Below are 26,150 nucleotides of genomic sequence, written 5' to 3'. Positions count from 1 at the left end.
GATAATAATAATTGCTAAATTTACAATAACTAAGCTACTATTTTTGTTATAATTAATACTTATTTAAAATATATGATTGAAGTAAAAAACTTAAAAAAAACGTATGATAACCGAGAAGCTTTAAAAGGAATTAGCTTAGCCATAGATGAAGGTGAATTTTACGGTTTATTGGGGCCAAATGGAGCTGGAAAAACAACAACAATTTCTATATTGAGTTCTATTCTTGAGTTAGATTCAGGAGAAGTAATAATTGATAATCAAAATATAGAAATGCAACCCAAAGAGGTAAAAAAACTCATAGGTGTTGTTCCGCAAGAAATAGCTTTATATGAAGAGTTATCTGCGTATGAAAATTTAATGTTTTGGGGTGGTTTATATGAGGTGCCTAAAAATGAATTATCAAGCAGAGCAACTGAATTATTAAAACTGTTTGGGTTAGACCAAAGAAAGAATGATAAAATTAAAAATTATTCGGGCGGTATGAAACGCAGAGTTAATATAGCCTCAGCCTTATTACACCAACCTAAAGTGTTGTTTATGGACGAACCCACTGTTGGTATTGACCCCCAGAGTAAAAACCTGATTTTTGAAGTAGTAGAAAAATTACATAAACAAGGAATGACCATTGTTTATACAACACATTATATGGAAGAAGCAGAAAGATTTTGCGACCGTATAGGAATAATAGATGATGGAAAAATAATAGCAGAGGGTACTTTAGATGAATTAAGAAATTCAAGTTCGGTTAAAGAAACGATAGCTATTACATTTTTAAACCTTAATGATATGGATGTTAAAGAGATTTCAGCTTTTTGGGGTGATATGAAGCAAATTGAAAATACGGTTCATTTTTATTCATTAAACGTTAAAAGCGATTTATCAAAATTAGTTTTACAATGTAATCAATTGGGTTTAGAAATTACAAATATTGAGATTTTAAAAATGAATCTTGAAACCATTTTTTTAAAGTTAACGGGTAAACAACTAAGAGATTAAAAAATTATGATAAAACTAGCTATAAAAGACTTAAAACTTTTTTTTAAAGATAAACGTTCAATGTTGCTAACCTTTGCTATACCTATAGCTTTAATAACATTGTTTGCCTTTGCTTTTGGTGGGGTAGGAAAAAGCAGTAAAAAAAATAAAATATCTTTATTGATTAGCGATTTAGATCATACGGTAGAATCTAAGAAGGCGATAGAGTTGTTTGATTCGTTAAAACCTTTAGAAATAAAGATGTCGTCTATAGAAAATGCAGAAAAAGCCATAAAAAAAGGAAAAGAAAGTTGTGTGTTGGTTATACATAAAGGTTTTTCAGACTCTTTAAAAACAGGTAATCAATTACCTTTAGAATTAAAATACGACCAAGCAAAAGAGATTGAAATAGGTCTTTTACAGCAATCTCTTATTCCAACTATTGCTATGTTACCTTTTAACATGGTAAACTCAAAAGCAGCTATGGGTAGTAGGTTGTCAAATTTAGCAGGCATATCTAATCCAGAGGTTAAACAAATCATTCAGGCGCAATATGATAAACTTTTTGATGCTATTTCTAAAGGTAGAAAAAATACAGGTGAAGAAAAAATACGTTCGAACAGAAGTTTTATGGGAGAAGATATTAAAATGACTAAATTAATTAAAGCTACCAATAACAATCAACTAGGTTTAATTCAGGCAGTTGCAGGAACAGCTGTAATGATGTTGTTGTTTTCTGTTGCGGGTATTGGTATGGGCTTATTAGATGAAAAAGAAGAAGGTACTTTAAAACGGTTGCTTTATACTCCAATGAATCCGTTGAATATTTTATTTGGAAAAATGCTTTCAATCAATATTATTTCTATTTTACAATTGTTAGTTATGTTTGTTTTTGCAAGTCTGTTTTTTGGATTAGATATAGCTTCTCATTTGTTTGGTTTACTACTAATGATTGTAGCAACAGCATTCGCTTGTTCGGCATTTGGAGTTTTGTTAGCATCATTTGCTAAAAACAGACAGCAAGTTCAAGGGTTTTCAACATTAATTATTTTAATAATGAGCGCAATAGGTGGTAGTATGATCCCGTTATTTTTTATGCCTTCAATTATGCAAAAAGCAGCTGTTATTTCAGTAAATTATTGGAGTATTCAAGGTTTTTATGATTTGTTTTGGAGAAACCTATCTATTTTTAGCACAACCTTTATGTCAAGAATAATAGTTCTTTTACTTATAGGAGTGGTTTTAAACTCACTAGCAGTTATAATGTTTAGAAAAAACATTTTAAAATTAACCTAAGTATTTATTTTAACTGTTTTTATTAGTTATTTTTTGAATTACCCAAAGCGGACCAATTAATAAAAATTGTAAATCTTTAAAAAAAGAGGGTTTTTTACCTTCTATTTTGTGCCCGTAAAACTGTGCTATCCAAGCAATAATAAATATTGTTGTTGCAATTAAGGGTAGGTTATAATGATTGCTTATCCAAAAATTTAAAACAATAGATACTAATATAATTAAAAGCATTTGTAAAAAGTACCAAAATTGTAAGGGTAAATAAAAAACAACAGCAATAAAAATACCTATAACAAAAGCCCAATTTTCTATAAGGGGATTGTATAATTTTAACGAGGTTAAAAAACTAGGTGGAATAGACATTAACAAGCCAATAACGCTAAAAAAAATAGCAGGTACACAGAAGTAATGAATAATTTTGTTGGTTTTGTTTTGGTGGCTTACTTCATATTCGTTAAACCATTGTGTGGCTGTTTTCATCTTAGCTGTAAATTTTGGTAAGCTAATATAAGTTATTTAAAAGAAACGAGTATAAAGAATAAATTAAAGCCGCTTTAGTTTTTCTAAAGCGGCTTTAATTTATTTATGAAATATTTTATTTTGCTTTATCAACCACTAAACGATTTTTTCTGTTAGCTATTTCCCAAGCAGTATAAAAAACTAACCGAGCTCGTTTTTCTAACAATTCGTAGTTAATTTTATCAGGGGTATCGGTGGGTTTATGATAATCTTCATGTGTTCCGTTAAAGTAAAAAATAATTGGAATGTTATGTTTTGCAAAGTTATAGTGATCAGAACGATAGTAAAAACGATTTGGATCGTTTTCATCGTTATATTTATAATCTAAAGATAAATTGGTGTATTTCTTATTAGTAGCTTCTGAAAGGTTATATAAATCGGTACTTAATTTATCGGCTCCAATTAAATAGATATAATTTGGGTTGTTTTTGTGACGGTCGTCAACACGACCAATCATATCAATATTTAAATCAACAACCGTATTGGCTAACGGAAAAATAGGATGTTCGGTATAATAACTAGAACCTAATAAACCTTTCTCTTCACCCGTAACGTGTAAAAATAGGATAGAACGTTTAGGGCGTTTGCCTGCGTCTACAGCTTTTTTAAAAGTTTCGGCAATTTCTAAAACTGAAACGGTTCCAGAACCGTCGTCATCTGCACCATTATAGATTTCTCCGTTTTTCATGCCAACATGATCTAAGTGAGCAGAAATTATCACAATTTCATTGGGTTTTTCAGAGCCTTTTATAAAAGCCACTACATTCTCTGAAGCTTTTAATTTTAATTTACGTCGATTTGTGGTGCTTAAATATTCTGAAGAGATATCTTGAAAGTAATCATCACCACCTAACGGCGAGTTTATTTTATGGTCTACATAAAACTTTTTTAAATAATTAACAGCTTTTTTTTGTCCAGGCTCCCCAGTGTCTCTACCTTCAAATTCATCAGAAGCATAGATAAATAAGTGTTTTGCTAGGTCTTTAGCTGTAATGGTTTTAGCAAATTTATCAGCATAATCTATATTAGGGTCGTTTGAGGTGTCTTTATTTGATGCACAGGAAATGAAGAGACTTACACTCACTAAAAATAAAATTTTTTTCATTTAAATTTAATATTCTTAATTAGTTTATAAAGTAATTGTGTTAATTGTTAGCTACCAAAACTACTTTTTTTAATAACGAATTGTTTTAATGTTTTGTTAAAACTAATCAGGTCTTTAGCAAAAAGTTTTTCAAAGGCTTTTTGATCAACTAATTTTTCTATGGTACCACTATATATTTCGTTTTCGGATAATAATATTAATTCATCAGCTAATTGAATAGCTAAATTTATTTCATGGGTAGAAATAATAATTGTTTTTCCAGTATTTTTAACTAATTTTTTTAGTAAAGAAAACACTTTAAAAGTATGGTGAATATCGAGGTGAGCAGTAGGCTCGTCTAAAATAATAATTTCGGCATCTTGTGCTAGTGCACGAGCAATTAATACCCGTTGAAGTTGCCCATCACTTAACTCGTAAAATCGTTTGTTTTTTAAATGCTCAATTTCGGTTTGTTCTATAGCCCATTGTATTTTTTGTAAATCTAATTCGGTTAATTTATCAATCCAATTGGTGTAGGGTTGGCGACCTAAAGCAACCAGTTCAAAAACAGTAAGTTGGCTTTCGGGTAAACGCTCTGTTAAAACAATGCTTAACACAGTTGCTAGCTCTTTATGGGTATAACTAGTAAGTTCTTTTTGATTCAGTTTTACCGAGCCTTTTAATGGTTTTTGAACTTTAGCAAGAGTGCGTAATAAGGTAGATTTACCAATGCCATTTTTACCCAATAAGCCTACAAACTTTCCTTTTTCAACGGTAATATTAATAGCTGAAGCAATGGTCGTTTGCTTTTTTTTTGATTGATAACCAATAGAAAGGTTTTTAGTTTCTAGTATAGTATGTTTAGATACGGAATTCACAAATTTTTTTTCATTAATTTTTAAAGGTGTTTTTCTAATGGGGTAGCTGTAATTTTAAATATATATTTTCTTTTTTCTTACTAATAACCAAATTACTACAGGAGCACCAAATAGCGATGTAATGGCATTGATAGGCAAGGTGAATTCGCTTGTTGGTAATTGAGCTATGCTATCACAAATTAGTAAAACAATTGAACCAATTAACATTACACCGGGTAATATTATTTTATGATTAGAAGTTGAAAAAACTAATTTAGCAATGTGCGGAACGGCTAATCCTACAAAAGCGATAGGTCCTGAAAAAGCGGTAATAACACCAGTTAATATACTGGTAAGTATTAAAATAAAGATTCTGTTTTTTTTGATGTTAATCCCTAAACTTTTAGCATAGTTTTCTCCTAATAAAAGACTGTTTAAGGGTTTTATTAATAAAAAAGTACCAGATATTGCGGTAAGATAAATAACGCCAAAAACAGAAAGTTCTTTCCATGTTAAATTTCCTAAGCTACCAAAGCTCCAAAATAAATATTGTTGAATTTGTTCTGCTTCACTAAAATAAGCCAAAACACTAATAATTGCCGATGTTAAAGAGCCGAACATTAACCCTATAATTAAAATAGACATTGTATTACGAACTTTATTAGCTGCAATAATTACTGCTAAAAGTACTAAAAAAGCTCCTAGACTAGCAGCGATGGCTAATGCCCAATTTGAAAAAACAGAAGCTAAAAAAAAGCTTCCAAAAACACTAGATCCTAAAATTAATAAAGCAACACCTAAACTGGCACCTGATGAAATACCTAATACAAAAGGTCCTGCAAGAGGGTTTCTAAATAAGGTTTGCATTAATAAACCGCTTATTGATAAGCCAGAGCCTACTAAAATAGCCGTTATTGCTTTTGGTAATCGGTAATTTATAATAATGGTTTTCCAACTCTCTTTTGAGGCAGGTTCTCCTAAGATAATATTAAAAATTTCTTTTAGCGGTATGACAACAGATCCAAAACTGATGTTTAATATAAAAAAAATAATCAGTAAAATAGATAAGAGAATAAAATAAGGTGTGTATGTGTTTGTTAAGTTTTTCAATGTTTTATTGCTCTTGTAAAAAAAGAAAAGCGGTATGTGCTTTTTTAGGTTTTTAATTAAATTACTGTAGCAAGTTTACGAATTATAATTGAGTTAAAAATGTTACTAATTTTTCGATAGCTAACCCACGGTGACTAATCTTATTTTTTTGTTGTGATGTCATTTCGGCAAATGATTTATCATAGCCTTCAGGTTTAAAAATAGGATCGTATCCAAAACCATGATTGCCTTGTTTTTTAGAAAGTATGTTTCCTTTACAAATTCCGTTAAAAAAAAATTGTTTTTCATTTAAATTTAAACAAATAACTGTTCTAAATTGTGCTTTTTTGTTCGTTTTATGGTGTAATTCGCTAATTAGTTTTTCCATGTTTTTTTCAGTATTGGCTGGTTCACCTGCATAACGAGCAGAATATACTCCAGGCGCTCCGTTTAGGGCTTCTACCTCTAAGCCAGTATCATCGGCAAAACAATTGTATCCAAAATTTTTAGTAATATAATTGGCTTTAATTTGAGCATTGCCTTCTAAGGTGGTTGCTGTTTCTTCAATATCATCAAAACAATTAATATCTTTTAACGATAGTAATTCAATAGTGTTTGGAAGCATTTTTTGTACTTCAGTAAGTTTGTTTAGATTATTGGTAGCAAAAACAAGTTTCATTTATTAGAATTTTATAAGGTAAAAATAATTAAAATATAAGCGATGATTTTGTTATTTATTCATGATGATAAGGTTCGTTTTTAAGAATTGTAAAACCCCGATAAATTTGTTCTATAATAAACAACCGTATCATTTGATGTGAAAACGTCATTTTTGAAAGTGATACTTTTCCGTTTGATTTTTGATATACAGCATCAGAAAATCCATAAGGACCTCCAATAACTAAAACCAATTGTTTAATTCCAGAACTCATCTTTTTTTGTAAATATTGCGAAAATTCAACCGAAGTATACTGTTTTCCCTTATCATCTAATAAAATTAATTGATCAGTAGGTTGTAGTTTAGCTAAAATTAACTCACCTTCTTTTTCTTTTTGTTGGGCTTCACTAAGGTTTTTTACGTTTTTAATGTCAGCTATAATTTCAAATTCAAACTTCACATAATGTTTTAATCTATTTTGATAATTATTTATTAACTGAATCAGATTTTTATCATCAGTTTTACCAATAGCTAATAGTTTTATTTTCATAAAACAAAATTACAAATTACAATTTATGAATTAGCAAATCGCTAATTGTAATTCGATATTGAAGATTCGTAATTAAAATGCTATTTTTACAACCCAATAAAATAAAACATGATTTCAAAAGAACAATTTGAAAAAGAGTTAGATATAATTATAACAAATGCTATTAGAGAAGATGTTGGTTCTGGTGATTATACTTCACTAGCTTGTATTCCTGCCGACGCTCAAGGAAAAGCAAAACTGTTAGTAAAAGACGAGGGGGTAATTGCAGGGGTAGAATTTGCTAAAATGGTGTTTAATTATGTAGATTCTGATTTAAAAGTAGAAACGTTAATCAACGATGGTTCGGAGGTGAAATATGGCGATATCGTTTTTTTTGTGTCTGGTAAATCACAATCTATTTTAAAGGCCGAACGATTGGTATTAAATGCTATGCAACGTATGAGTGCAATTGCAACTAAAACAAAGGGTTATGTTGATTTACTAAAAGGAACTAAAACCAAAATATTAGATACTCGAAAAACTACTCCAGGAATTAGAGCTATAGAAAAATGGGCAGTTAAAATAGGAGGAGGAGAAAACCACCGATTTGCGTTGTATGATATGGTAATGATTAAAGACAACCATATTGATTTTGCAGGAGGTGTTACACAAGCAATAACAAAAACAAAAAAATATTTAGCTGAAAACGGATTAGATATAAAAATTATTGTTGAAGCACGTAGTTTAGCAGAAATCGAAGAAATTTTACAAAACAAAGGGGTTTATAGAATTTTAATAGATAATTTTAATTACGACGATACTCGTAAAGCTGTAGCATTAATAGGAAACCAGTGTTTAACCGAATCTTCGGGCGGAATAAATGAAAAAACCATTCGTAAATATGCAGAGTGTGGGGTCGACTTTATCTCGTCGGGTGCTTTAACCCACTCAGTATATAATATGGATTTAAGCTTAAAAGCTGTAGAATAATTAAAAAGATAATAAAGTTAAAGTGTTGTTGTACACTTTGCTTAATTCAATTAACAGATATACAAAAAACAATAAATAATGAAAAAAAAATTTGTATTTATAGCTACTGCGCTGTTAGCGGTAGTTGTATCATGTAAAACAGATCAAACCAAGAAAGAAAGCAGTGCACTTATGGAAAAAAATCCTTTATTAGTAAAAAGCACCTTAGATTATGGAGCGCCTGATTTTACGAAAATAAAAAACAAACATTTTTTACCAGCCATTTTAAAAGGAATGGAGGTTCAAAATAAAGAGATTGAAAAAATTATAGCTAATACCGAGTCGCCTACTTTTGAAAACACCATTTTAGCTTTAGAAGAAAGTAGCAGAGTGTTAGATAATGCTAGTACAATTTTTTATGCCTTATCAAGCGCTAATACAAACGACACAATTAAATTAGACAAAAAAGAATTAGCTCCTAAACTTTCAAAACATAAAGATGAAATTTTATTAAACGCAGCACTGTTTAATAAAGTTAAGACGGTTTATAATAATTTAGAGAGTTTAAATTTAGATGCTGAATCGAAACATTTGGTAAAAGAGTACTATAAAAAGTTTGTAAAAGCAGGTGCTAATTTGTCAGAAGAAGATAAAAAAGAACTAAAAGGTATTAACGCCCAGTTAGCGAGTTTGTCTAATGATTTTGAAAAAAAACTTTTAGATGCTAGTAAAAAAGGAGGATTAATAATTTCTGACAAAGAAAAATTAAAAGGACTTTCTGAAGAAAAAATTAAAAGCTTAGAAAAAGATGGTAAGTATGAAATTAAACTTATAAATACTACACAACAACCCTTATTACAAAGTTTAGATAATAGAGAAGTTCGTAAAGAACTATATGAAAAATCGATTCATAGAACTGATCAAGGCGAATATAATACTAGTGATTTAGTAAAAAAAATAGCTTTGTTACGTGCTGAAAAAGCTAAAATATTAGGATTTGACAACTATGCTAGTTGGAGTTTACAAGGTACTATGGCAGCAACACCCGATAAGGTTTTTGATATGTTTAATCAATTAATACCTCAATCGTTAAAAAAAGTTACTTCTGAAATAAACGAAATTCAAGCCGAAATTAATAAAGAAGGAAAACACTTTAAACTTGCACCCTATGATTGGAATTATTATGCTGAAAAAGTTAGAAAGAGCAAATATAATTTAAATGAAGAAGAAGTAAAACCTTACTTTGAATTAACGAATGTTTTAGAAAAAGGGGTGTTTTATGCAGCAAATAAATTATATGGAATTACCTTTAAAAAACGTCCAGATATACCTACTTATCATCCTGATGTGATGGTGTATGAACTTTTTGAAGAAGATGGCAGTAAATTAGGATTATTTTATGGCGATTATTTTGCTAGAGATTCTAAACGGGGAGGTGCTTGGATGAACTCTTTTTTTAAGCAGTCAAAATTACGTAATCAAAAACCAGTAATTTTTAATGTTTGTAATTTTTCAAAACCAGCAAAAGGCGAACCAGCTTTAATTAGTTTTGATGATGTAAAAACCGTTTTTCATGAGTTTGGACATGCGTTACACGGCTTTTTTTCAAATCAAAAATATAATTCTATTTCAGGAACTAGTGTTGCTAGAGATTTTGTAGAATTTCCATCTCAGTTTAACGAAAATTGGGCAACACATCCAGAGGTGTTAAATAACTATGCAGTACATTACAAAACAGGAAAAGTAATTCCTGCAGCATTACTACAAAAAATAAAAAAAGCAGGAACCTTTAATCAAGGCTATTCAATTTCAGAACTTTTAGCAGCCTCTAGTTTAGATATGCAATGGCATACAATTAGCGCAAATACAAATATAGATGATGTGGCTAAATTTGAAAATACAGCCTTAGATAAAATGAAATTATTGATACCTGAAGTTCCGACTAGATATCGATCTACTTATTTTGCACATATTTTTAGCGGAGGTTATGCTGCTGGATATTATTCGTATTTATGGACAGAAATGTTAAGCCATGACGCCTATGATTGGTTTAAAAATAACGGATTGCTAACTAGAGAAAACGGACAAAAGTTTAGAGAGCAAATTTTATCAAAAGGAAATACCATGGATTATGCCACGATGTATAGAGATTTTGCAGGACATGACCCCAAAGCATTACCCATGTTAAAAGCAAGAGGATTGCAGTAAATGGATATTTATTTTGAGAATAAAACCTACAAAAGGGTAGATTTTACTCAAACTAAAATTATCAAAGGAGAATATGATAGCTGTACGTTCGAGAATTGTAATTTCGAGAACGTACATGCTTCAAATATTCAGTTTTTAGAATGTGAATTTATTAATTGTAATTTTAGTAATACGGTAGTACATCAAACCTCATTTAAACAATGTGTGTTTATAAAATGCAAAATGATAGGGGTAAAATTTAATGAATGTGATTCGTTTTTATTACAATTCAAATTTATCGACTGCCAACTTAGCTTTTCATCATTTTATCAATTAAAAATACCTGCTACAAAATTTGTAAATTGTAACCTACAAGAAGTAGATTTTACTGAAGCCGATATAAATAAAACTGTTTTTGAAAATTCTGATTTAAAAGCAGCTATTTTTAGGCAAACCAATTTAGAAGCGGTAAATTTTTCAACCGCTTTTAACTTAACAATAGATCCAGAAAATAATATTGTAAAAAAAGCAAAATTTTCAAAAGAAAATATATTAGGCTTACTTTACAAATATAATATTGTGATTGAGTAATGAGGGTTTGAAAATAAGAAAGTAAAAAACAAAAAATGACAACAGAATCAGTAGAGGAGAGGCTATTAAAAATACCAGTTATAAACCTGTTGGTTAAATTTGGGAAAAAAATTAAAATTCCTGGATTAGAAGGCTTATCGCTTTACGATGTGTTAGAGATGTATGGTATTGGTATTATTAGAGGTGCTTTAACTACTAGAGCGGGCGGAATTGCTTTTAGCTTTTTTATGGCAATTTTTCCTTTTTTGTTATTTATTTTAACTTTAATCCCCTATATCCCTATACCAGGGTTTCAAGATAGCTTACTCGCCTTAATTTCTGAAGTTTTACCTCCTAAAACATTTGATGCTGTAAAAACAGTTTTAAATGATATTATTAACAATCAATATGGAGGCTTATTATCTTTTGGTTTTTTTTTATCTATTTTCTTAATGACAAATGGTGTAAACGCCATATTTGGCGGGTTCGAACATTCGTACCATATAAAAGAAATGCGAAGTGTAATAAAAGCTTATTTTATTTCGTTAGCCGTGTCTTTAGTTATGGCGTTTTTTTTGCTAACTACGGTTGCGTTAACCTTGTTTTTTCAAATAGGCTTACAAAAGTTAACCGTTCAAGGATGGATAGAAAACGATTTTTTTTGGTTAAAATTAGGTAGGGGGGCTTTATATATTTTAATGGTTTTTACCATTGTGTCAATGTTGTTTCATTACGGCACAAAACAAGGTAAACATACTAAATTTATTTCTCCAGGTGCTATTTTAACTACTTTGCTATCTATTTGCACCTTTTATTTATTTGGTATTTATGTATTAAAATTTTCAAGATATAACGAGTTATATGGGTCTATAGGTACATTACTTATACTGATGTTGTTTATATGGTTAAATGCGATTATTTTATTGTTAGGTTTCGAATTAAATGCAACGATTAATAGATTAAAGCAAAAAAATAAAACCCTTGTTTCTTCGTAATACTTTTTTATAAATTTTAGATATTTGCAAACCAGAATGCAAATAGCCAATCTATAATTACAAATTATAAAAACTTAAAGCTTATAATTTGTAATTTGTAATTTATAAAAAAATGAAACCATCAATTCCTAAAGGAACAAGAGATTTTTCACCAACCGAAGTAGCTCAACGCACCTATATTTTTAATATAATAAAAACCACTTTTGAAGCCTTTGGTTTTCAACCTATTGAAACGCCTAGTTTTGAAAAATCAGAAACCCTGATGGGTAAATATGGGGAAGAGGGTGATAGACTAATTTTTAAAATTTTAAATTCAGGAGATTATTTAAATAAAGTAGATGAACGGTTACTTGAAGAAAAAAATAGTCAAAAAATAACCCCTCAAATATCTGAAAAAGCCTTACGTTACGATTTAACTGTGCCATTTGCTCGTTATGTGGTACAGCATCAAAATGAAATTACTTTTCCGTTTAAGCGCTATCAAATTCAACCTGTTTGGCGTGCCGACCGACCTCAAAAGGGGCGTTTTCGTGAGTTTTATCAATGCGATGCCGATGTGGTAGGAAGCAAATCACTTTGGCAAGAAGTAGAATTTGTACAATTATATGACACTGTTTTTACCAAATTAGGACTTAAAGAAGTAACCATTAAAATTAATAATCGAAAAATTTTATCAGGAATTGCCGAGGTTATAGGTGCAAAAGATAAATTAATCGATTTTACGGTAGCATTAGACAAACTAGATAAAATAGGTAAAGATGGGGTGGTAGCAGAAATGGTATCGAAAGGAATTTCAGAAGAAGCCATTAATAAAGTAGCGCCATTATTTAATTTTTCAGGAACGAATCGTGATAAAATAGATTCTTTACAAGCAATGTTACAAGGTTCAGCCGAAGGTTTGCAAGGCGTTGATGAGTTAAAAATGATAGTTGATAGTATAGAAAATATAGGTTTAGACTCGGCAATTTTAGAGTTAGATGTAACCTTAGCTAGAGGTTTAAACTATTATACAGGGGCAATATACGAAGTGGCTCCACCTAAACCAGTTACAATGGGGTCTATTGGCGGAGGCGGAAGGTATGATGACTTAACTGGTATTTTTGGACTTAAAGATGTTTCAGGCGTAGGAATTTCTTTTGGATTAGATAGAATTTATTTGGTGATGCTAGAATTGAATTTATTTAAAACCGTAGAGTTACCTGTTCCAAAAGTTGTATTTTTAAATTTTGATGAAACACAAAATTTACCAAAAGTAAAAGCGATAACAACTCTTCGAAAATTAGGTGTTAAATCAGAGTTATATCCAGATGTTGCGTTGAGTAATAATCAACAAAAAAAGCAATGGAAATATGTAATGGGTAGAAAAATAGAATATGTAGTTTCTGATTTTTTAGAAGAAAAATTTACCTTAAAAAATATGTATACGGGTGAACAAAACAACTATTCGTTAGAAGAATTAGTAAACCATATAAAAAATTAATGGTACTCAAAAATAATTTCGTAAATTTGCTGGTCAATATGAACAAGAGTATTATTAACATCATTATTATTGTTGTCGTTGTGATTTTTTCACAAGGGTAGGTTAGTGATGTTTTTTTATAAAATTAAATAGAGCTTTCCTTATTAAAAAACGGAAAGCTTTTTTTTTGCTCTGTTTGTTGTTGAAAAAATAAATAACTGAAATAATTTATTAGGTTTTTTTACATATAGGTATCATAATAACATTAAGTTTAAATAACTGATAATTAGCTATTTATTTAAAAAAAATAAAAAATGAAAATCATTGTTATGTAGAAAAAAAAACAAAAAAAAGCATATAAAAAAATAATTTCGGGCAATCAAACAACAAAGTTATCTAGTTATAGAGTATAATTTTTTTTGAAATAGATATCAATTTTCGATTGCTGAGAATGCTTCAAAAAAAATACAAGAACAAATTAAAATGGAATTAAACAAATTTAGTAAACGAGTAACACAAGACGATACTCAACCTGCCGCTCAGGCAATGTTACATGCAATTGGGTTAACAAATTCTGATTTACAAAAACCCCTTATAGGTATTGCGAGTACTGGATACGAAGGCAATCCGTGTAATATGCATTTAAATGACTTAGCTAAGCTAGTAAAAAAAGGTACTGAAAATGTTGATTTAATAGGTCTTATTTTCAATACTATAGGGGTTTCAGATGGTATTTCTATGGGAACTCCAGGAATGCGATATTCGCTTCCTTCGCGTGATGTAATTGCTGATTCTATGGAAATCGTAGTACAAGCGATGTCTTACGACGGCTTGGTAACCGTAGTAGGATGTGATAAAAATATGCCAGGAGCACTTATGGCAATGTTGCGTTTAAATCGCCCTTCAGTTTTAGTATATGGTGGTACGATTGCATCAGGTTGTCATGATGGAAAAAAATTAGACGTAGTTTCTGCTTTTGAAGCTTGGGGAGAAAAAGTTGCAGGTACTATAACCGAGGTAGAATACCAAAGCGTAATAGAAAAAGCATGTCCAGGAGCAGGTGCTTGTGGAGGTATGTATACCGCTAATACTATGGCGTCAGCTATTGAAGCTCTAGGAATGAGTTTACCTTATAATTCATCAAATCCTGCAATTAGTATAGATAAAGAGCAAGAGAGTATAAAAGCAGGAGAAGCTTTACGAGTGTTATTAGAAAAAGATATTAAACCTTCAGATATTGTTACTAGAAAATCGTTAGAAAATGCAATTCGCTTAGTAACCATTATGGGAGGCTCTACCAATGCAGTACTACACTTTTTAGCAATAGCTAAAGCGGCTAATGTAGATTTTACCTTAGAAGATTTTCAACGAATTTCTGATGAAACTCCATTTTTGGCAGATTTAAAACCTAGTGGTAAATATTTAATGGAGGATATTCATAAAATAGGTGGTATACCTGCGGTATTAAAATATTTACTAACTAAAGGGTTACTACATGGCGATTGTTTAACTGTTACAGGTAAAACCTTAGCCGAAAATTTAATTGATGTACCTAATTTAGTAGAAAATCAAGATGTCGTAAAACCACTTGAAAACCCGATTAAGCAAACAGGGCATTTAAGAATGTTATATGGTAATTTAGCTAAAGAAGGCTCTGTTGCTAAAATTACAGGAAAAGAAGGCTTATACTTTAAAGGAAAGGCAAAAGTATTTGATGGTGAATACGCTGCTAATGACGGAATTCGTGATGGTAAAGTAGAAAAAGGAGATGTGGTTGTTATACGTTACGAAGGACCAAAAGGAGGGCCAGGAATGCCAGAAATGCTAAAACCTACAGCTGCCATTATGGGAGCAGGCTTAGGTAAAGAAGTGGCACTTATTACCGATGGTCGTTTTTCTGGCGGAACGCATGGGTTTGTTGTAGGACATATAACCCCTGAAGCTCAAGAAGGCGGCGTAATAGCTTTAGTAAAAGATGGCGATACTATTGTAATAAATGCAGAAACCAATTCGATAACATTAGAAGTTTCTGAAGAAGAGTTAGCAACTAGAAAAAAGCAATGGCAACAGCCAGCTTTAAAAGTAAAAAGAGGCGTTTTATATAAATATGCTAAAACAGTATCATCAGCTTCTAACGGTTGTGTAACCGACGAATTTTAACATTATTGCTTTTGATTATGTCAACAAAATTAAAAAAACAATCTATTAATATGGTAGAAAAAAAGATAACCATAACAGGTGCAGAAGCCATTGTAAAATGTTTATTGGCTGAAGGTATTGATTTGTTATATGGATATCCTGGAGGGGCTATCATGCCTGTATACGACGAATTGTATAAATACCAAGATAAATTACACCATGTATTAACACGTCATGAGCAAGGTGCTATCCATGCTGCACAAGGATATGCAAGAGCTACAGGAAAAGTTGGGGTTGCTATTGCAACTTCAGGCCCTGGTGCTACTAACTTAGTAACAGGTATTGCAGATGCTCAAATAGATTCTACACCAGTTGTGTGTATTACAGGGCAGGTAGGCTCTCATTTATTAGGGTCAGATGCTTTTCAAGAAACAGATATCGTTGGAATTTCTACTCCTGTAACAAAATGGAATTATCAAATTACAAAAGCAAGTGATATTCCACAAGTTATAGCCAAAGCATTCTATATTGCTCGTTCTGGTAGACCAGGTCCCGTATTGATTGATATTACTAAAGATGCTCAATTTGAAGAATTTGAATTTTCATATACTCCATGTACTTCAATTAGAAGTTATAAACCTGCACCTACAATAGATATGTCGAAAGTACAAGAGGCGGCTACGCTTATTAATTCGGCTAAAAAACCGTTTATTGTATTTGGGCAAGGGATTATATTATCTGAAGCAGAAGAAGAATTCAAAGCTTTTATAGAAAAATCAGGTATTCCGTCAGCAAGTACTTTATTAGGCTTATCAGCCTTGTCAAACAAGCATCCATTATACGTTGGTATGGTAGGTATGCATGGTAATTACGCACCCAATAAATTAACCAATGAGTGCGATGTATTAATTGCTATAGGTATGCGTTTTGACGATAGAGTTACAGGTAATTTAGCAACCTACGCAAAACAAGCAAAAATTATACATTTTGAAATTGATCCAGCAGAGGTTGACAAAAATATAAAAACAGACGTAGCGGTTTTAGGTGATGCAAAAGAAAGCTTAAAAGCTATTTTACCACAGATTAAAGAAAATTCTCATAACCAATGGTTAGAAGAGTTTAAAAAATACCAAGCTATAGAGTTTGATAAAATTATTAAACAAGATTTATACCCAACCAAAGAAGGGTTAACCATGGGCGAGGTGATAAAAGAAATCAATAAAGCTTCAAAAGGCGACGCTATTATAGTTACCGATGTAGGGCAACATCAAATGATTGCTTGTCGTTATGCTGATTTTAACAAAACCAAAAGTAATATAACTTCAGGTGGTTTAGGTACCATGGGATTTGCTTTGCCAGCAGCTATTGGTGCAAAAATGGGAATGCCAGAACGTGAAGTAGTAGCCGTAATTGGAGATGGAGGTTATCAAATGACGATTCAAGAATTAGGTACTATTTTACAAACTAAAGCCGCTGTTAAAATTGTAGTTTTAAACAATGAGTTTTTAGGAATGGTACGTCAATGGCAACAATTGTTTTTTGATAAGCGATATGCCTCAACAGTTATGACTAACCCCGATTTTGTTACGATAGCTAAAGGATATCATTTACAAACAAATAAAGTTACTAAGCGAGAAGATTTAGCAAGTGCGGTTGAAGAAATGATGCAAGCCAAAGAAGCTTATTTCTTAGAAGTTTGTGTAGAAAAAGAAGATAATGTATTTCCTATGATTCCTACAGGGGCATCTGTGTCTGATGTAAGATTAAGTTAATAAATTAGAAATAATGAGTGAAAAAAACACCTATACCGTATCAATATATACCGAAAATAATGTTGGTCTATTAAATAGAATTTCGGCAATTTTTCAACGCAGACATATTAATGTTGAAAGTGTAAATGTTTCTAAGTCAGAAATTAAAAGTGTATCTAGATTTACACTATTAGTAAAAGTTACTGAAGAGCAAATTAAAAAAATAATTGGCCAAATAGAAAAACAAGTTGAAGTTATTAAGGCGTATTATCATTTAGATGAAAATACCATTTATCAAGAATCTTGCTTGTTTAAATTAAGTTCTGATTTGTTAATAGGCAATGATGAAATTCAAAGAATCATTAATAGCAGTAAGTCAAGAGTTATTAACATAAATAAAGACTTCTTTGTATTAGAAAAATCAGGTCATAAAGAAGAAATAGAAGAGTTGTATCATACTTTAGATAAACATGGTATTATGCAATTTGTACGTTCAGGCAGAATAGCAATTACCAAAGATGAAATGCCTGTTTCAAAAATGTTAAAAGAATTAAAAAATTAGAAAACTAAAAAAACCAATAAACAAATTTTAAAATAATGGAAAATTACTTTAATCAACTTTCTTTAAGAGAACAATTAGCACAATTAGGTAAATGTAGATTTATGGGAAGTGATGAGTTTAGCAATGGTGTAAATGCTTTAAAAGGTAAAAAAATAGTAATTGTAGGTTGTGGAGCTCAAGGACTAAATCAAGGATTAAACATGAGAGATTCTGGTTTAGATATTTCTTATGCTTTAAGAGAAAGTGCTATTAAAGAGCAAAGACAATCGTATAAAAACGCTACTGAAAATGGTTTCACAGTAGGTACTTATGAAGAATTAATACCTACCGCCGATTTAGTATCTAATTTAACTCCCGATAAACAACATACTCAAGTTATTAAGGCTGTAATGCCGTTAATGAAAAAAGGAGCAACATTATCATATTCTCACGGATTTAATATTGTAGAAGAAGGGATGCAAATTCGTAAAGATTTAACCGTAATTATGGTAGCTCCAAAATGTCCTGGAAGTGAAGTTCGTGAAGAATATAAACGTGGATTTGGAGTACCTACATTAATTGCTGTACATCCAGAAAATGACCCAGAAAATAAAGGATTAGAACAAGCAAAAGCCTATGCTGTTGCAACAGGAGGTGATAGAGCAGGTGTTTTAGAATCTTCTTTTGTAGCTGAGGTAAAATCAGATTTAATGGGAGAACAAACCATTTTATGTGGTGTGTTGCAAACAGGCTCTATTTTATCATTCAACAAAATGGTAGAACAAGGTATTGAACCAAGTTATGCTGCAAAATTAATTCAATATGGATGGGAAACCATTACTGAAGCTTTAAAACATGGTGGTATTACCAATATGATGGATCGTTTATCAAATCCTGCAAAAATTAAAGCTTTCGAATTATCAGAAGAATTAAAACAAATTATGCGTCCACTCTTTAATAAGCATATGGATGATATTATGTCGGGTCATTTTTCTAAAACAATGATGGAAGACTGGGCAAATAATGATGCTAATTTATTAAAATGGAGAGCAGAAACAGGTGAAACAGCTTTTGAAAAAACAGCTGCTACATCAGAAAACATTGATGAACAAGAATATTTTGATAATGGTGTTTTATTAGTAGCTTTTGTTAGAGCAGGGGTAGAGTTAGCCTTTGAAACAATGACTGCTGCAGGTATAATAGATGCATCAGCGTATTACGAATCGTTACACGAAACACCGTTAATCGCCAATACGATTGCTCGTAAAAAATTATTTGAAATGAATAGAATTATTTCTGACACAGCAGAGTATGGATGTTATTTGTTTGACCACGCTTGTAAACCTTTATTGGTTGATTTTATGAAAACCGTTTCTACTGATGTAATTGGTAAACCTTTTTCAAATACCAATAAGGCAGACAATCAACAATTAATAGCAGTAAATAAGGTAATTAGAAATCATCCTGTAGAAAAAATAGGTTCAGTTTTAAGAGCGTCTATGACTGCGATGAAACAAATATAATATGGCTACAAAAACCATTTATACGCCTAAACTAGTAGATATACAAAAAGCCGCAACTACCTTGAAAGAGGTAGTTGCGGTAACTCCTTTAATGCCTAATCTTAATTATTCTTCAACCTTTAAAGCAAATGTTTTTTTAAAAAGAGAAGATTTACAATTAGTACGTTCGTACAAAATTAGAGGGGCATACAATAAAATTAGCTCACTTACTAAAGAAGAGTTGGCAAACGGAATAGTTTGTGCAAGTGCTGGTAATCATGCACAAGGTGTAGCATTGGCGTGTAGTATAAAACAAATTAAAGGTACTATTTTTATGCCTTCGCCAACACCTAAGCAAAAGGTAGAACAAGTAAAAATGTTTGGCAAACAGTATGTAACTATTGAATTAATAGGCGATACTTTTGATGAGGCATATAAGGCAGCTAAAGAATTTTCAGATAATTTAAAAAAAACATTTGTACATCCGTTCGATGATGAAAAAATTATAGAAGGACAAGCAACTGTTGGTCTAGAAATTTTACAACAAACAAAACAGCCAATAGATTATTTGTTTGTACCTGTTGGGGGTGGAGGTTTAGCCTCGGGTTTATCAACTGTTTTTAAGATACTGTCGCCTAAAACGAAAATTATAGGTGTAGAACCTGCTGGGGCACCTTCAATGAAAACGGCTATCGAAGAAAATAAAGTTGTCAAGCTCGAAAAAATAGATAAGTTTGTAGATGGTGCAGCGGTACAACAAGTAGGTAATTTAACCTATAACATCTGTAAAGAGTTCTTAGATCAAATGGTAACTGTAGCTGAAGGAAAAGTATGTCAAACTATTTTAGACATGTACAATAAAGATGCTATAGTGGTAGAACCAGCTGGCGCTTTAACTTTAGCTGCATTAGATCAATTTAAAAAAGAAATTAAGGGTAAAAATGTTGTTTGTATAATAAGTGGTAGTAATAACGATATTACTAGAACAGCTGAAATAAAAGAGCGCGCATTATTATACAATGGCTTAAAACATTATTTTATTATCCGATTTCCACAAAGGTCAGGAGCATTACGAGAGTTTGTAATGGATGTTTTAGGTAAAAATGACGATATAACCTTTTTCGAATATTCAAAGAAAACAAGTAGAGAAGATGGGCCAGCAGTGGTAGGTATTGAGTTAGAAAACAAAGAAGATTTACCTGCGTTAATTACCCGAATGAAAGAACGTAATTTCTTTGGCGAATATTTAAATGATAAACCAAACTTATTCGAGTTTTTGGTTTAATTATACAACTTTTTTTAATTAATAAAATACTTTGAAGGCTATTCAAAGTATTTTGTTTTTAAATAAACAACTATTTTTAATATTTAACAATTAAAAACAATTCATCGAAGTTTAATTGCATTTCGTCGATAGTATAAAATTGTTTTACCTAACGATATTCGTGTTTTAATGTAAAAAAATTATTTTTACATATCATAATAAAGGTTTGCTAACCTGAGTTTTTAGGTTGTCATTATATTAAAAAATTATGAGGTTTTTAAAGTAAATTTCGAATATATTAACATGTTTTTATATGCAACCAAAGAGCTTACAAATTTTATTAATAGAAGATGATGCTATTGAGGTAATGAAATTAAATAGAACAATTGCCTCATTAAATTTACCTCATAAAATAATTGAAGCTAATAATGGTGAAGAAGCTTTACACATTTTAGAAAAAAAAACGTCACTTCCTGATATTATTTTACTAGATTTAAACATGCCAAAAATAAATGGTATTGAATTTTTGTCGATATTAAAAAACGACGAAATACTAAAGTATATTCCTACAATAATTCTTACAACATCGAGCAATAAAAAAGATTTGTTAGAGTGTTATAAAATAGGAGTTGCTGGTTATGTTTTAAAACCTCTTAAGTATGAGGAGTATGTTTTAAAAATACAAAATTTATTGGGGTATTGGAGTATGAATGAACTTATGGCATTATAACGATTTGTTAACTAAAACAAGTAATGAAGGGTATTGTTTTTACTGAGTTTTTAGAATTGGTTGAAAAAAAGTTTGGCTTAGAAATGGTTGATAAAATCATAGCACAATCTAAACTTGAATCACAGGGTGCATATACTTCTGTAGGTACCTATAAATTCTCAGAAATGATACAATTACTTCAAAATTTAAGTTTAAATACAGGTATCAATAAAGACGATTTACTGTTACTATATGCCCAACACTTTTTTGAAGCTTTAAGAGAAAATTATCCAGATATTTTTTTAAAATATAAAGACCCTATAGAGATGTTATCGTCTATAGAAACACATATTCATAGAGAGGTTGAAAAAATTTATCCCAATGCCGAATTACCCACTTTTGAAGTTTTAGAACAAACCAGTACAACCCTAATAATGGTATACAAATCTGATAGAGCAATGTATTACTTTGGCTTAGGTTTAATGAATAAAACATTTGAGTATTTTAATACTTCTGCAACTATAGAGATAGAAAAAATAAAAGAAAATGGTACTGAAGTTAAGTTTATTATTACTAAGAATTAATGAACCAACAACAAATTGATATATTAAAAAGAACGATTGCTAGAGAAAAAGCAGCCAGAAAACAAGCTGAAAAAATTCTTGAACACAAGTCTACCGAATTATACGAAGTTACCTTAAAACTTAAAGAATCTAATGCAAAATTAGAACGGTTGATTTCAGAAAAAACAACTGAATTAAATGGTGTTTTCGAAAATATTATTGACACCTATGTTGCAATGGATTTATGGGGTAACATACTTAAAATGAATGGAGCTGCAATTAAGTTTTTAGGGTTTGATAATACCAAAGATGATATTAATTTAAACGAGTTAGTACACCCAAGTGAGAAAAAACGGGTGCAAGAATATTTTAAAAAATTATTAGCAAAAGGTATACTAGCTAATTTTAAGGTAAAAATAATTACCAAAGGAGGTGTAGAAAGATTTGTACATATAAATGCAAGTCTTATTTACGATAACGATGGTATTCCAATTGCTGCACAAGGAATTGTTAGAGATATTACACAATCAAACCAGATAAGTAAACTAATAAAAGAGCAAAAAAAAGAGTTAGATATTATTGTAGAGAACTCATCGATAGGTATTATATTAATACAGTCGGGTAAAATTGTAAAAACAAATAAATTTATCCAAAAATCGTTGGGTTACACCAAACAAGAACTTTATTTATTAGAAGAAAAAGATATTTCTGTTAAAGAAGATTTATCAAAAACCAAAAAATTGATAGCAAAAATGGAGGCAGGTAAAATTGATGATTTTACTGTAGAAAAAAGATATAAGCGTAAAGACAACTCTTTTTTTTGGTCAAAAACAATTGTAAATGCGGTAAAAGATGAGTTAGGTAATATAATATTTAAAGTAGTACTTGTTGAAGATATTACTCTCGAACGACAAAAATCGCTAGTTATTAAAATGATTAATGATGTAGCTAAAGCAATATTAGGCAACATGGATATTTACGAAATTGCTTTAGAAATTATTAATCAAATAGCCGTTTATTTAAATTCAAAAAACTCTGCAATTTATTTTGTAGATAATGTGAATAATACCTTAGAGAAAATTGCATTTAATACTCAAAAAAGAAGTGTCAAAAAAATTACATTACCTATAGGTGATGGCATTGTAGCTCATGTGGTTAAAACCAATAAACCTAAAATAATTAAAGGAACCCGTAACCGTGAAAAGGCTAAGGTTTTGGATAGAGAAAAAGAGTTTTCTAAAATAGCCGTTCCAGTTGCCCATAATAGTAAGGTTATAGCTGTTATTGCCTCAGAACACGAACTGTCCAATTATTTTACTAAAGAGCATGTAAATACTTTAAGTAGTATAGCTAATTTAGTTTCTTTACAACTTAATAGTGCGTTGAATTTGAGAGAACTAAGAGCGGCTCAAAAAATTAATGCCGATCTTTTAATTAAATTAGAAAAAAGTAACAATGAACTTCAAGAGTATGCTCATATTGTTTCACACGATTTAAAATCGCCTTTACGAAGTATTTATGCCTTAACAAATTGGATACAAGAAGACGAAAAAGGCAAGTTGAGTGAACCGAGCCATAATAATTTTAAATTAATAGAAAATACACTTCAAAAAATGGAACAGTTAATATCAAACGTGTTAAGTTATTCTATTTTAGGAGCAGATATACATAAAAAACCAGTAAATTTAAGTGAGCTAGTTAACGAGCTTATTAAAATATTATATGTACCAAAGCATATCTCAATAAACATATTAACTACTTTACCCACCCTAAAAGGAGACAAAACAAAATTACAGCAGCTTTTTCAAAATTTGATAAATAATGCGATTAAATTTAATGATAAAGAAAAAGGCATTATAAATATCGATGTAATCGATCAAGATAACTATTACTGTTTTTCGATTCAAGACAACGGTATTGGTATTGAAAAGAAACATCATAGTACAATATTTAAGACTTTTCACTTTTTAAATAAAAACGAAGACTCATCGGGTATCGGATTGTCTATAGTGAAAAAAATAGTAGATTTACACCAAGGAGATATTTGGTTGAAAAGCGAAAAAAATAAAGGCACAACATTTTATTTTACGTTAGCTAAGAAATAATAAAATTAAGTATTAGTTAAGGTGATTTTTAATGTTTTGTAAAAAAGTTGTGAAACTCCCCCTTCCCCTGAACAACAAAAAGATTAAACAAACCAAAGTGACTAACTACACAAAAGTTTGTAGATAAAATTTATCTTAGATTACTTGTGATGATTAAAACACAAAAGCGCTAAAATAAATAGTTAATTTAAAATTTTATTCGTGTGAAAATAGTACAAATTCAAAAAGAAAAACATACCGATTGGAAATATTTAACAAAAAAGCAACCATTACAAAACCCTTTGGTATTTGTTTTTGGTGATCGATATTTGTTAGAAGATGAATCGATATACGAAGATGTAAAAAAGTTATTTACTGGAGGGCATTTTGTTTTTGGTTCTACAAGCGCCAATATTGTAGGAGAATCTGTAGAAGAACAAGCAATTACAATTACGGCTATTGAATTTGAAAAAACACAATTTATAGTAAAATCAACAAATATATTTGATTCTTTAGGTAAAGATTGTTTTGAAAACGGAAATAATTTAATTAAGCAATTTTCAACAGAGGGCTTAAAGTTTATTTTTGTTGTATCTGAAGGTAGTTTTGTTAACGGAAGTGAACTGACAAAAGGTATGAGCGCTGCTACCCAAAATAAAATATTAATTACAGGCGGATTGTGTGGTGATGATGATCGATTTGAAAAAACGATAGCTTCGTATAACGAAAAACCTAAACCTGGAGAAGTAATTGCTATTGGGTTTTATGGAGATACTTTAGAAGCTACTTTTTCTATACGTGGAGGGTGGATTCCTTTTGGTCCAGAAAGAGTTGTTACAAAGTCAAAAGCTAATGTATTATATGAATTAGATGGTAAACCAGCGTTAGATTTATATAAAAAATACTTAGGTGAAAAATCTAATCAATTACCCGCCGCAGCATTACTATATCCTTTAAATGTAAAAGTAGAGGGGCAGAAAGAATCGGTAGTGCGTACTATTTTAAATATAAACGAACAAGACAATACGATGATTCTTGCAGGTGATATTCCAAAAAATGCCACTGTACAATTAATGATGAGTAATGTAGATAAAATTGCTAGTGCTTCTGGTTTAGCAGCGAAACAAGCTTTAGAATCAAGAAAAAATAATCCTCAGTTAGCTATTTTAGTAAGTTGTATTGGTAGAAAATTATTATTAGATCAACGTGTAGAAGAAGAATTAGAAGAAGTAGCTGAAATGGTTGGCGATTCAACAACTTTATGTGGCTTTTATTCTTACGGAGAAATAGGGCCTTTCGACGGAGAAAAAGCTTGTCAACTACACAATCAAACCATGACCATAACGCTAATTAGTGAATAATGAATTCATTACTAAAACGACAAATTAAAAAATTTTTAACCCAAGAGCTGCTTGAGTCTAAAGATTTAAATAAATTTTTAGAAGCGGTAAATCAGTCGTATGCATATTTTGAAGAACAATTTGTAATGCAACAACGCGCTATGACCATAAGTTCTGAAGAACTACAAATAGCCAATAAACAATTACGAGAAGAAACTCAAGCTCAATTAAAAGTTATAGGTAAATTAAAACGGGTTATAGACACCCTTAAGTTTTACGAATTACCTCAAAAAGCACAAGCAGATGGGCTAGAATTAGATGGTTTAAAATTGGTAGAATTTATTGATAATCAAACCAAAGAAATTGTAAAAATTAATAAACAACGCGAAAAATTAGTAAAAGATTTAGCCTATCAAAACGAAGAATTAAGTGATTATGCCCATATGGTATCGCACGATTTAAAATCGCCACTTCGTAGTATTGATGCCTTAACAACCTGGTTAAAACAAGACTATCAGAATAAGTTAGATGATGAAGGGAAAAAGTTGATAGACCAAATTAGAGGCAATGTTGAAAAAATGGAGGTTTTAATTACAGGTATTTTAGAGTATTCAACTATAGGTAAAACCGAGTTAAAACAATATGATGTTGATTTAAATATATTAATACAAAATATACTTGATCTTTTATATGTACCTGAAAATATTACCGTTAATATAAAAAATAAATTACCTATTATAAAAGGAGACAGCTATAGGTTACAACAGTTGTTTCAAAACCTGATAGATAATGCTGTTAAGTATAACGATAAACCTAAAGGTAAAGTAGAAATAGGCGCTTTAGAATTAAAAACACATTGGCAATTTTATGTAAAGGATAATGGAAAAGGAATAGATGAAAGTTATTTTGAGCGAATATTTAAAACTTTTGAATCGTTAGAAAAAAATACAACATCTAGCGGAATAGGATTGTCTATAGCTAAAAAAATTATAGATTTATACCAGGGTAGAATATGGTTACAATCTATTCCGAATAAAGGAACCACGTTTTATTTTAGTATAAAAAAGTAAGTA

At 30.4% G+C, this 26,150-nt stretch carries 23 protein-coding genes; 17 read left to right on the top strand and 6 right to left on the bottom strand.

Annotation, left to right across the window (positions count from 1 at the left end):
- The first annotated feature begins 72 nt into the window (after positions 1-72).
- On the top strand, positions 73-996 hold the full coding sequence (locus AB2B44_RS10040) for an ABC transporter ATP-binding protein (RefSeq protein ID WP_369049452.1): 924 nt from the start codon (positions 73-75) through the stop codon (positions 994-996).
- 6 nt (positions 997-1,002) lie between these two features.
- Positions 1,003-2,271, top strand: coding sequence for an ABC transporter permease (locus tag AB2B44_RS10035; protein WP_369049451.1), 1,269 nt, complete (start codon positions 1,003-1,005; stop codon positions 2,269-2,271).
- 9 nt (positions 2,272-2,280) lie between these two features.
- Here AB2B44_RS10035 and AB2B44_RS10030 read toward each other — a convergent pair whose 3' ends face one another.
- The 6 genes from AB2B44_RS10030 to rlmH form a co-directional block, all read right to left on the bottom strand.
- The gene (locus tag AB2B44_RS10030) at positions 2,281-2,748 is read right to left on the bottom strand and encodes a DUF962 domain-containing protein (RefSeq protein WP_369049450.1); all 468 of its coding nucleotides are present in this window, start codon (positions 2,746-2,748) and stop codon (positions 2,281-2,283) included.
- Positions 2,749-2,863: 115 nt separating this feature from the next.
- Complete coding sequence (locus AB2B44_RS10025) at positions 2,864-3,892, bottom strand: M28 family metallopeptidase (protein ID WP_369049449.1); 1,029 nt, start codon at positions 3,890-3,892, stop codon at positions 2,864-2,866.
- A gap of 47 nt (positions 3,893-3,939) precedes the next feature.
- On the bottom strand, positions 3,940-4,749 hold the full coding sequence (locus AB2B44_RS10020; protein ID WP_369049448.1) for an ABC transporter ATP-binding protein: 810 nt from the start codon (positions 4,747-4,749) through the stop codon (positions 3,940-3,942).
- Positions 4,750-4,803: 54 nt separating this feature from the next.
- The gene (locus AB2B44_RS10015; protein ID WP_369049447.1) at positions 4,804-5,838 is read right to left on the bottom strand and encodes a FecCD family ABC transporter permease; all 1,035 of its coding nucleotides are present in this window, start codon (positions 5,836-5,838) and stop codon (positions 4,804-4,806) included.
- 82 nt (positions 5,839-5,920) lie between these two features.
- Positions 5,921-6,496: a non-canonical purine NTP diphosphatase gene (locus AB2B44_RS10010; RefSeq protein ID WP_369049446.1), complete on the bottom strand. Its 576-nt coding sequence runs from the start codon at positions 6,494-6,496 to the stop codon at positions 5,921-5,923.
- Positions 6,497-6,551: 55 nt separating this feature from the next.
- Positions 6,552-7,025 carry a 23S rRNA (pseudouridine(1915)-N(3))-methyltransferase RlmH gene (rlmH, locus tag AB2B44_RS10005; protein WP_369049445.1) on the bottom strand — a complete coding sequence of 158 codons (474 nt, stop codon included), beginning with the start codon at positions 7,023-7,025 and terminating at the stop codon, positions 6,552-6,554.
- Positions 7,026-7,133: 108 nt separating this feature from the next.
- On the opposite strand from rlmH, the gene nadC reads away from it, so the two are divergent.
- The 15 genes from nadC to AB2B44_RS09930 all read left to right on the top strand — a co-directional run bounded on the left by nadC (position 7,134) and on the right by AB2B44_RS09930 (position 26,147).
- Positions 7,134-7,994, top strand: a complete 861-nt coding sequence (gene nadC / locus AB2B44_RS10000; protein WP_369049444.1) for a carboxylating nicotinate-nucleotide diphosphorylase — start codon at positions 7,134-7,136, stop codon at positions 7,992-7,994.
- Positions 7,995-8,072: 78 nt separating this feature from the next.
- A complete protein-coding gene (locus AB2B44_RS09995) occupies positions 8,073-10,181 on the top strand; it encodes a M3 family metallopeptidase (protein WP_369049443.1) in 2,109 nt (702 codons plus the stop codon).
- Positions 10,182-10,751 (top strand): pentapeptide repeat-containing protein, encoded by a 570-nt coding sequence (locus AB2B44_RS09990; RefSeq protein ID WP_369049442.1) that lies wholly within the window; start codon positions 10,182-10,184, stop codon positions 10,749-10,751.
- 35 nt (positions 10,752-10,786) lie between these two features.
- Positions 10,787-11,725 carry a YihY/virulence factor BrkB family protein gene (locus tag AB2B44_RS09985; protein ID WP_369049441.1) on the top strand — a complete coding sequence of 313 codons (939 nt, stop codon included), beginning with the start codon at positions 10,787-10,789 and terminating at the stop codon, positions 11,723-11,725.
- Between the two features lie 112 nt (positions 11,726-11,837).
- On the top strand, positions 11,838-13,205 hold the full coding sequence (gene hisS / locus AB2B44_RS09980; protein ID WP_369049440.1) for a histidine--tRNA ligase: 1,368 nt from the start codon (positions 11,838-11,840) through the stop codon (positions 13,203-13,205).
- 462 nt (positions 13,206-13,667) lie between these two features.
- Positions 13,668-15,344, top strand: coding sequence for a dihydroxy-acid dehydratase (gene ilvD / locus AB2B44_RS09975; protein ID WP_369049439.1), 1,677 nt, complete (start codon positions 13,668-13,670; stop codon positions 15,342-15,344).
- Positions 15,345-15,361: 17 nt separating this feature from the next.
- Complete coding sequence (gene ilvB, locus AB2B44_RS09970) at positions 15,362-17,095, top strand: biosynthetic-type acetolactate synthase large subunit (RefSeq protein WP_369049438.1); 1,734 nt, start codon at positions 15,362-15,364, stop codon at positions 17,093-17,095.
- Positions 17,096-17,108: 13 nt separating this feature from the next.
- A complete protein-coding gene (ilvN, locus tag AB2B44_RS09965) occupies positions 17,109-17,636 on the top strand; it encodes an acetolactate synthase small subunit (protein WP_369049437.1) in 528 nt (175 codons plus the stop codon).
- Between the two features lie 35 nt (positions 17,637-17,671).
- Positions 17,672-19,138: a ketol-acid reductoisomerase gene (gene ilvC, locus AB2B44_RS09960; protein WP_369049436.1), complete on the top strand. Its 1,467-nt coding sequence runs from the start codon at positions 17,672-17,674 to the stop codon at positions 19,136-19,138.
- A 1-nt stretch (position 19,139) separates the two neighbouring features.
- Positions 19,140-20,402, top strand: coding sequence for a threonine ammonia-lyase IlvA (gene ilvA, locus AB2B44_RS09955; RefSeq protein ID WP_369049435.1), 1,263 nt, complete (start codon positions 19,140-19,142; stop codon positions 20,400-20,402).
- A gap of 292 nt (positions 20,403-20,694) precedes the next feature.
- Positions 20,695-21,111 (top strand): response regulator, encoded by a 417-nt coding sequence (locus tag AB2B44_RS09950; protein ID WP_369049434.1) that lies wholly within the window; start codon positions 20,695-20,697, stop codon positions 21,109-21,111.
- Positions 21,112-21,134: 23 nt separating this feature from the next.
- Positions 21,135-21,674 carry a heme NO-binding domain-containing protein gene (locus tag AB2B44_RS09945; protein ID WP_369049433.1) on the top strand — a complete coding sequence of 180 codons (540 nt, stop codon included), beginning with the start codon at positions 21,135-21,137 and terminating at the stop codon, positions 21,672-21,674.
- Positions 21,674-23,758 carry a PAS domain S-box protein gene (locus tag AB2B44_RS09940; RefSeq protein WP_369049432.1) on the top strand — a complete coding sequence of 695 codons (2,085 nt, stop codon included), beginning with the start codon at positions 21,674-21,676 and terminating at the stop codon, positions 23,756-23,758. Before AB2B44_RS09945 ends, AB2B44_RS09940 begins: the two co-directional genes overlap by 1 nt.
- Positions 23,759-23,961: 203 nt before the next feature.
- Positions 23,962-25,098: an FIST signal transduction protein gene (locus AB2B44_RS09935; protein ID WP_369049431.1), complete on the top strand. Its 1,137-nt coding sequence runs from the start codon at positions 23,962-23,964 to the stop codon at positions 25,096-25,098.
- Positions 25,098-26,147: an ATP-binding protein gene (locus tag AB2B44_RS09930; RefSeq protein ID WP_369049430.1), complete on the top strand. Its 1,050-nt coding sequence runs from the start codon at positions 25,098-25,100 to the stop codon at positions 26,145-26,147. The genes AB2B44_RS09935 and AB2B44_RS09930 overlap by 1 nt, the downstream gene beginning before the upstream one ends.
- The last annotated feature ends 3 nt before the right edge of the window (positions 26,148-26,150 follow it).

Source organism: Tenacibaculum sp. UWU-22, from assembly GCF_041021355.1.
Lineage (GTDB): Bacteria > Bacteroidota > Bacteroidia > Flavobacteriales > Flavobacteriaceae > Polaribacter.
This window is presented reverse-complemented; position numbering and strand designations above follow the sequence as displayed.